Source organism: Shewanella surugensis (assembly GCF_023284005.1).
GTDB classification, from domain to species: domain Bacteria; phylum Pseudomonadota; class Gammaproteobacteria; order Enterobacterales; family Shewanellaceae; genus Shewanella; species Shewanella surugensis.
In genome coordinates this window covers 1-9,487 of sequence record NZ_JAKIKS010000162.1, presented here as the reverse complement: position 1 = coordinate 9,487, position 9,487 = coordinate 1, and the positions used below count along the sequence as shown (strand labels likewise).

Here is a 9,487-nt window from a genome sequence, read left to right as displayed (position 1 = left end):
CTAATAACGCTTGTGCCCCTTTTTTTAATAGCTCTTCTAACGGATTGACTGGTGTCTCAATAGAAATAACATTATCATTTTTAGTCATTGCGATGTTCCTTTTGTTAATTGATCGGCCAAGATCAATTAACAGGTTACATCGCAATACTTTATCCTCATACACCAGAAACGACTATAGCTCGAAGAAACCAGCAAAATAGTCTATACTGACTAAGTATAGTAGATCGTAATAAGCTGACCTTTTTGCGAGTGAACCACCATACATTATATTGGTGAAAGTAATTATGAGCCACGATAAAACGAAGAAACATTCAGAAAAGTTTAAGCATTCATCAGTTAAGTTAGCTCTGTATGCTAATCAATCAGTATCTAAAACAGCTAAAGGGCTTGGAATAAAAAAAAATATCCTATATAGCTGGGTATCTAAATATCGTCATTTGTTTGAGGGGTCTAAGAGTAGCCAGGTCTCGCAACAATCATGTCTTTGGGATAATACTAATAAAATATACCCATCAGATAAAACGGTGCCTCAGCTTTTTGAAAAGCAAGTACAAAATACACCTGCAGCACTTAGTATTATATATAAACATCAATTTCTTACCTATGCGGAACTAAATAAAAAAGCTAATCAGCTGGCTCGTTATTTAATTGATTGTGGGGTTAAAACAAATAAAATAATTGCGGTAGTGCTGCCACCTAGCATTGAAAGAGTGATCACAATGATTGCAATACTAAAAACTGGCAATGCCTATTTACCAATTGATTTAAATAGTCCTAATAAACGTATAAAGTATATACTGTCAGATTCTAATGCCTCTATCATAATTTCAATAGTGGATGCTACTGAGAAAATATACGTTCAGAATCAATCTAGCATTATTTTTATAGATAAGGACAGTGATGCAATAAATAGTTTGGATGATGCTAATCTTGATATATATTTTTCGTCAGCACAGATGGCGTATGTAATTTATACTTCTGGTTCAACTGGAAATCCTAAAGGAACTTGCATTCCGCATTATGGAATTAATAGATTGGTTATTAATACAAACTTCATTCAGATTACAACAAAGGACTGTCTTTCCCAAATATCCAATATTGCTTTTGATGTTTCTACTTTTGAAATATGGGGTGCGTTGCTTAACGGAGCAAAACTCGTAATTATAGATGAAGAAACAACATTAAACCCTTTAAAATTAAAGCACGTTATTGATAATGATAGAATTAACATTGTGTTCTTGCCAACTCAGCTATTTAATACACTATGCATAACACAAATAAGCTGTCTATATAATTTAGATTATTTATTAGTTGCTGGTGAAGCAGCTAATTCAAAATTATTTGGAAAAATGTTGAAGGAGAAATATAAACCAAAGTTTTTGATTAATGCCTATGGTCCAACAGAGAATACAACATTTTCCACATATTATGTATGTAATAAAGTTGCGGAGAGAGCAAAATCTATTCCTATTGGAATGCCAATTTCAAATACACAATGTTATATCTTAAATAATGATTTAGAATTAGTCGATCAAGGACAAGTTGGAGATTTATTTCTAGGAGGAGATGGCCTAGCATTGGGCTATTTAAACCAGCCAGATAAAACCAAAGACAGTTTTATTGTGAACCCATTGACTGGTGATTCAAGTGACCTGATATATAAAACAGGTGATCTTGTGCGCCAATTGCCAGATGGAAACATAGATTATATTGGAAGAAAAGATAATCAAGTTAAGATAAGAGGGTTTCGTGTTGAACTAGAGGAAATAAATATTACCTTACTTGGACACAAACATATCCAACAAGCCTTGGTCTCTCTAAAAAAATATAATAATAACAAGGAGATAGTGGCTTACATTACAGTTATTGATAGCTATGACATATCAGCTACGGATTTGCAAAATTATTTGGCTGTGCATTTACCTGAATATATGATTCCGACAATTTACATTGTATTAGATAAATTTCCAATGACAGGTAATGGAAAAATTGATAATCGAAAATTACCACCTCCTAATAGGAAAAATACATTATTGCATGAACTGGACTATATACCAGCAGAGACAGAAATAGAGAAGAAAGTTGTTGCAACTTTATGTGACTTGATGGATATGCAGGCACAGCAAGTAAGTATTGATACAGATCTATTTCTAATAGGTTTTAACTCACTGCTAGCTATTCGTCTTGTAAGTATATTAAATATTAATTTCTACTCCCAGTTGGACATGAAAGATATATTTCCTAATAGAACTGTTAAGAAAATATCAGCTCTGATTGAACAATCAGTAGGAACATTTAAATATGGTAACTATCTGATTGGTTTATCTAATCTAAGCAATACACATGATACTTTCCCATTAACTAATATGCAGGGAGCTTATATATTAGGAAGATCAAAAAGTTTCGAAATTAGTAATAATTCAATAAATGAATATAAAGAACTATTGTTTGATACCTTAGACATTGATAATCTTGAAAGATCCTTAAATATTTTAATAAACCGCCATCCTGCACTTCGAACCGTCTTTAATGAGGAGTCACAACAAATTTTGCTGGTTGAGCAAGATTATCAAATTGCTAATAATGGTTTGGTGAACCTTGTACAGCTTGAAGGGATACGCAAGCGATTGGCTTGTAAGCTCTATGATATTAGTAGCTTACCATTATTTGATTTCGAGATTAGTCAACTGGATGATAACTTTATATTACACATTAATATGGATGCTTTATTGCTTGATGGGGTTAGTTATAATATTTTTATGACAGAGTTGGCAATGCTCTATAGTAGTACCGATTCAGCCGCAGTGAAGCTTCCAGCACTAGAGATAAATTTCCAAGATTATATTAAGCAATACAAAAAGATTCGATCCAGTATATTATTTAAAGAAAGTAAAAAATACTGGCTAAATAAAATAGATGCATATGATCTTGGTATTGGTTTGCCTATGATAGCTGACCCAGTGACAGTTACAAACCCAGTTTTAAAGACTTTAACAACAATTATCCCAAAAAAAACATGGGAAAATTTAAAAGATAAAGCACAACAGCATCAACTGAGTCTAACAAGTGTGATTTTATTTGCCTATGGCTTAGTATTGACATCTTGGAGTGGACAATTATCATTCTGTATTAATATGACTTTATTCAATCGCTTGCCTCTACATAAGCAGATAAATGATATACTGGGAAATTTCACTACAACAGAATTATTTAACAGCAAGAGGAGCCAAGCGCACAGTATTTTATATGCTATTACAAGTACACATCGTGAGTTATGGAATGATCTGGAGCACAATTTATTTGATGGGATTGATTGCATAAGACTGATTCGTCAAAAATTTAATTTAGCTCCAAATAAGGCTATCGCACCAGTAGTACTAACTAGCATGTTAGGAGAGGAAAACAAATATCTATCATTGTTTGGTTGTAAAAATAGTAGCTATACTGTCAGTGATACTGCTCAAATATATCTAGAAAATTATGTGTATGAAAATACAGAAGGGCTTGCTATTCAGTGGAGTTATGTGCCACAATTATTTGATAAAACTGTAATAAATAATATGCATAAGGACTACTGTTATATAATTGAATGCCTTGCAGAGACAAACTGGGAAAGTGATGTTCCGTCATTAAAATTACCCTATTCTGATATTGCCATTATCGAAAAAGCTAATAGTGCTTTCCAGACAAAAGTAGTAAATAATCTTGTGGATAGTTTTTTTAATCATGATGATGAAAATATTGCAGTAATTGATGTAAACTCAAAATATACCTATAAGAAAATAAAGCAATATAGTTATCGCATTGCTAATTATTTGTATAGTAAAAAACATGTTGAGAATATGCCTATTGCTATTTTAAGTGAAAAAGGATATCAACAAGTCATAGCCTCCATAGGAATAATGAAATCTGGAAACACCTATTTGCCACTACATCATACATGGCCAATATCCCGTATTAATACTGTACTCACAGAAGGCAATGTTAAGTATATTTTAGTATCTGATGTGCAGTATGAGAAGATCATTCAAGGAAGCAAGATAGAGCATAACTATTCATGGTTAATAATAGAATCTATTGCCAGTGACGAATCTATTACCACTGAAGAAAAAGTACTGCCTGATATCAATGCAAACTCAACTGCATATATTATATTTACATCTGGTAGCACTGGAATCCCAAAAGGGGTAGCTATCTCACATCAATCAGCTGCTAATACTATTATTGCAGTGAATAATAAGTTTAGCGTAAATATAAATGATAAAATACTTGCTTTATCGGAACTCAGCTTTGATTTATCAGTATACGATATTTTTGGGACTCTATTTGCTGGTGGGACAATTGTTTTTCCAGACCCATGCCAAGATAAGGATCCTGATTATTGGTGTAGTCTTATAAAGAAACATGGCATTACCATATGGAATAGCGTACCCCAGATGATGCAACTACTTGCTGAAGCTTATGATGGAAAATCTGACAGTTTGCGACTTATCCTAATGAGTGGTGACTGGATTCCACTTAATTTGCCTGAACAAATTAGAAAGTTTGCTCCAAATGCAGTAATAATGAGTTTAGGCGGAGCAACCGAAGGTAGCATTTGGTCTATATGGCATGAAATTAAAGAAGCGGACGTATCGCAACCGTATATTCCATACGGTATTGCAATGCCAAATCAAAAGATTCATATTTTAGATGAAACTGGAGAATATTGCAGGGTAAATGTTTTAGGAGAAATTCATATTGGTGGAGATGGAGTCGCTTTAGAGTATTGGAATAATGCAGAAGAAACCAAGAATAGTTTTATTAATCACCATAAGCTAGGCAGGCTGTATAAAACTGGTGATATTGGAAAGTGGAGTGAGAGAGGCTATGTTAAATTTGAAGGTAGAAAGGATAACCAAATAAAACTTAATGGATATCGAATTGAATTAAATGAGATAACATTCACACTTAATAAATTAGAAAACATTGATAACTCTATAGCCATGATACAAAATAATAATATTATTGCTTATATTGTTTCTGATAAGCTTGAAAACAAAAATTCAATATATTTATATCTCGAAAAATATTTAAAGAAACACTTGCCTGAATATATGCTACCAAAGCATTATATGGTGTTATCAGAATTACCATTAACACAACAAGGGAAAATAGATTTTAATGCCTTGCCAAAAATTAAAATATGTGTAAATAGTCACTCAGTACCAAAAGGTGATACAGAGCATATGCTCTCAAAAATTTATGTAGAAGTTCTGGAGCTAGATACATATGATTTTGATGTTACACAAAGCTTTTTCAATCTTGGTGGCAACTCAATGTCAGTCCTCAGATTAAAGAATAAGCTTAATAAAATTGGTCTTTTTAAGAAATTAACAATTCCTGATCTTTTTACATATGATTCTATTGCAAAATTAAGTAACTGGAATCATGGGGGGCAAAATAAAAAGTTAAATTCTACAGTACATAATAATTGCCCTAACAGTTTAGAAACTAATAATCATGAAATTGCTATCATTGGTATGTCAGGGGCTTTCTCTGGGGCTAGTGATATACAAGATTTGTGGGAAATGATTAGCAATCAGAGAGAAGGTATCTCAGAGAATATGGAAATAACAGGCCCAAAATCTAAAAACTTCATACCTTTTGTTGGACATATAGATGATATATCCTTATTTGACCCTAATTTTTGGGGTCTATCGGTTAATGAAGCAAAATTGCTTGACCCTCAAATACGTAAGTTTCTTGAACATAGTTGGTTAGTGTTAGAAAAATCTGGATATATAAAGCAAAGGGAGTCGCTAAAAATAGGAGTGTTTGCAGGTAGTGGGGATACATCTTATTTTTATAAAAATGTATTAGATGGTGAAGAATCAGAATATATTAATTTTTTGGCAGCTTCTACATCGAATGGAAAAGATGCTCTTACCATGAAAGTGGCCTTCCTGCTGGGGTTAACTGGTCCAGCTATATCTATTAATACTACTTGCTCGACCAGCTTAGTAACTGTGATAGATGCATGTCAAAAGATAAACCTAGGTATGTGTGATATAGCAATCGCAGGTGGTGTATCTTTAGCGATGCCAGAACAAACTGGATATTTTTATGAAGAGGGTATGATTTTTTCTAAAGATGGACATTGCAGAACCTTTGATAAAAAAGCATCTGGAACTGTTCGAGGATCAGGTGTTGGAGTTATTTTATTGAAACATTTAGAGAATGCTAAAAGAGATAATGACAATATTTTAGGAGTGATTAAAGGTTATGCAATAAATAATGATGGTAGTAGAAAAACTAGCTACTTAGCACCATCTGTTGCAGGACAACGAGAATGTATAGTTACTGCCCAAAGAATGGCGAAGGTTAGCTCAAATGAAGTTGATTATGTAGAGTGTCATGGCACTGCTACTAACATAGGTGATGCAATTGAACTACAGGCATTGCAAGAAGCTTTTGTACAAAACAATAAACAACAACCCTTAGATAGTACTAAGACATCTGTAATAGATAACAAATGTACCTTAGGCTCTATTAAAGCTAATATTGGACATGTAGATTCGGCAGCTGGTGTGGCAAGTATTATAAAAATATGCTCCATGTTCAAGCATGGTATAGTTACTGGACAAGCAAACTTTGAAGAGCCTAATCCAGAACTAAATTTGGACTCTACAAATTTTGAGATTAATCCAGAAAATAAACCATGGGCTACAACAAGAGAACATAGATTAGCAGGAGTTAGTGCCTTCGGATTTGGTGGAACAAATGCACATATTATTATAAGTGACTATACAAGCAACACGGAGAATATAAAAAATCTAAATTCCTATGCTCATGATAAGGAAGATAAGGAATTTATTTTTCCTTTATCTGCTAAAACAATAACCTCATTGCATAACTATAAAGACGCACTGCTTAAGTATCTATATAAAAATGAAATTAATCAAGATAAATTAGCAAACATTTCTTATACCTTACAACAACGGAAGGATCACTTCGCATACCGTATGGCATTATATGCAAATAGTTATAAAGATTTAATGAATAATCTAAAAGAAAATAAGCCTATCATTAAAACAAATGTTAAACAAAATAAGAAAATAATATTTGTATTTCCTGGTCAAGGAATACAATATCAGAATATGGCATATGACCTTTACTGTAATGAACCAACCTTTAAAGAAACTGTGGATCATTGTATCAATATTGCTAGTGAAATTATAGATCAAGATTTTGGGAAAATTATATATCCACATATTTTTGCTAGTGAACATAAGTTTGATATAAATGAAACTATATGGACGCAACCAGCTTTATTTATTATTGAATACGCTTTGGCAAGATATTTGGAAGAGATGGGCATATATGCTGACTTCTATATTGGGCATAGTATAGGTGAATTTGTTGCAGCTACCTTAGCAGGAGTATTCAAGCTTGAAGACGCTATCAAAGTAGTTATAGCAAGGGGGGAATGTATGCAAGAAATGTCAAGAGGTTCAATGTTGTTAATGCAAAAGAGTCACAGAGAGTTAGCAGAAGTAGCAAATATATTTAATTGTGATATTGCCAGCATTAATTCTCCAAATGATACTGTGTTATCTGGTACAGAGAGCGATATAAAGGCATTATATGTATGGAGCAATAAAAATAATATCTCTGCCACTATTCTTGCTACTTCACATGCTTATCACTCCAGAATGATGGAAAAAGCCAGTATAAAATTATATACTGCTCTGAAAGATGTTGAATTTGCTAAACCTGAAAAACCGTTCATATCAAATCTAACTGGAGAATGGTCTGATAGACGTACTCTTACACCACAATACTGGTGTGACCAATTAAAACATAAAGTTGAACTTAGCAAAGGTATTAGAAATTGCTTAAATCATAAAGGAATATCTATTTTCATAGAATGTGGCCCAGGAAGAGGGTTGGGGTATTTTATTACGAAATGTGGAAATATTTATAATAAAGAAGTTCAGACAATCCAGCTAATCCCTTCTAAAAAAGAAATAGAAGAGAAAGGTTACAAGGATATTAATATTAAAGAGAATATCATCTCTAAGTTATGGTCTTTTGGTTTGTTAAATAATTTTAAAAATATCAAGTTTACAAAAACAGTATGCGTAACTGATTTGCCAACCTATCAGTTTGATAGTCAACCATATTGGATAATGGCAGATAAAACTAACAACACAATATACCCTGTTACCGTAGAAAAAGAATTAACGACTTTTATTAATAAGAAGAAGATTATTATAATTGAGAAAAATTACACAGATGTAGACTATAAAATAGCACAATTATTAAACAATCTACTTGGAATTAAAGAAATAAGCCTCAATGATGAGTTCTATAATATAGGAGGCAGCTCAATCTTTGCCGTAGAATTGACAACAAAAATAAATAAAACTTTTAATTCCTCTATATCTGTTGCTGATATTATAAGAGAAAAAACTATCGCAGGGATATCACGATTATTAGCACTTTCAAACAACGGCATAAATATCATCAATCAATTCCAGAGGAAACTAAATAAAAAATTGGATAATATGATTTTTATACATCCAGCTCATGCTGGAGAGGAAGTATATCAGAGGATTGCAAATGAACTGCAAAATAAATATAATTGTATAGGAATTGGTAATTATAATATACAATCATCACAGAAAATATTTTCTCTTAGCAAACTGGCTCTACTTTATATAAAGGAATATGAAGAAATATACAATTTTGATGAAAATATTTATTTATTTGGATGGTCTCAGGGAGGGAAAATTGCTTTGGAGATGGCATATATTCTTGAAAACAGAGGATATGATAATATAAACATTATTTTGCTAGATTCTTGCTTACCTGATTCCGTATTACTTACTTTGTTTAAGGAAGAATACAATGCTGAGGTAAAAGAAAACTTTAGAAAAGAATTGGCAGAACTATATGATGAAGAGTATGTTAAAAAGGTAATAAGTGCTTGGGACTCGGAGGCAGAGATTGCTAATTGTTATTTATCAGGAATATTAATTAAAACAAATGTGATACTATTTAAAGCAAACCAGATTGACGGAAAAACACCAATTAAGCTAAATAAATATTTATTAACACTGGATAATAGTAATATAGAAACACAAGTCAAAAATATTAAAACAATTGACGTAGACTGCCATCACTTTAATATCCTTGAACATAGCACTGTGAGAGAGTGGTTCCGATGATATATCTTGGCTCCGTTGCAAAGTTTAGCGGGAGTCTGATTTTTCTGTTAATTCATCGCCTAGAAAGTAAATTGGCTCTCAATTAGGCGCACTTCGGCTAAGGAGCCACAACGTAAGTATTCACCAGAGGGTGATTGACTAAGCTGGCATGAGCCCAAATACGTCTGGGTAGTCCTTTTTATCAACCACGGCCGCAATGATAGTGCTGATCACTCTTATCGGGGATAACTGTCGCTTCTTGCACGTTTCAACGACAGAGAGCAGCCGAGAGCGAA

At 32.7% G+C, this 9,487-nt stretch carries 1 protein-coding gene; it reads left to right on the top strand.

Annotated elements, in window-relative coordinates; translation table 11 throughout:
• The first annotated feature begins 284 nt into the window (after nucleotides 1-284).
• Nucleotides 285-9,212 carry a non-ribosomal peptide synthetase/type I polyketide synthase gene (locus tag L2764_RS24025; protein ID WP_248942904.1) on the top strand — a complete coding sequence of 2,976 codons (8,928 nt, stop codon included), beginning with the start codon at nucleotides 285-287 and terminating at the stop codon, nucleotides 9,210-9,212.
• The last annotated feature ends 275 nt before the right edge of the window (nucleotides 9,213-9,487 follow it).

Bases quoted from the DNA above. Each gene is read 5' to 3' on its own strand.
- L2764_RS24025 (WP_248942904.1), top strand. From the start codon at position 285: ATGAGCCACGATAAAACGAAGAAACATTCAGAAAAGTTTAAGCATTCA.